Origin of the sequence: Ruminococcus sp. AF17-12, assembly GCF_003479245.1 — a bacterium.
Classification (GTDB): domain Bacteria; phylum Bacillota; class Clostridia; order Lachnospirales; family Lachnospiraceae; genus Blautia_A; species Blautia_A fusiformis.
In genome coordinates, this window is the sequence record NZ_QUGY01000038.1 from 1 (window position 1) to 814 (window position 814).

An 814-nucleotide genomic window follows, 5' to 3' on the forward strand; every position below is an offset into this window, starting at 1 on the left:
AGTCAAGACCACCCGCTTAGCGGGTGGCTTGCTCTGTCCCTATAAGGGACTATTCCCTGCTTGCGCCCGGAAGGCGCACTGACAGTCTGCCAACTGCACCACATTTACAGCAGCCCCTTCCAGGGGCTATTCCAGTGCTTCCTTATTCCGGCGCTGCCCCAAAAGGGGCTTGCTGGTTTGCTTTGATTTCCTACTACTGCTCCAAGCAGTTTATTTCTTGTTTTTCTTCACCGGCTCACCCGTAAACGGGTCGATATACTCTACTAATGACATCTGGTCATATTCTAAATCTTCTTTTAATTGATTCTGAATATACTCTTTTATTGCAGCTGTATTTTTTCCTACTGTATCTACATAATATCCTCTACACCAGAAATGTCTATTTCCATATTTGTATTTCAAATTTGCATGTTTTTCAAATATCATTAGTGAGCTTTTTCCTTTTAAATATCCTACTATTTCTGATACCGAATATTTAGGTGGTATTCTTACTAGCATATGTATATGATCCGGACAACACTCTGCTTCTATTATTTCTATTCCTTTTCTTCTGCATAATGATCCTAATATTTGTCCTACATCTGCTTTTATATCTTTATAGATTACCTGTCTTCTATATTTTGGTGCAAAAACAATATGATACTTGCATTCCCATTTAGTATGAGCTAAACTATTTACGTTCATTTTATGAACCTCCTGTGATTTAATATTTGTGGTTTGCAGACCTACATTTATTTTAACACAGGAGATTACTTATATCTAAAGATCTTCCCTCCCCCTGCATAGCAGGGGGTTTATTTTTACTGTCACACAA

Annotated in this window: 1 protein-coding gene; it reads right to left on the minus strand. The window is 38.1% G+C overall.

Features of this window, described 5'->3' with window-relative positions:
• Window positions 1–210 precede the first annotated feature (210 nt).
• Window positions 211–684: an IS200/IS605 family transposase gene (tnpA, locus tag DWW77_RS17835; RefSeq protein ID WP_118609269.1), complete on the minus strand. Its 474-nt coding sequence runs from the start codon at window positions 682–684 to the stop codon at window positions 211–213.
• Window positions 685–814 lie beyond the last annotated feature (130 nt).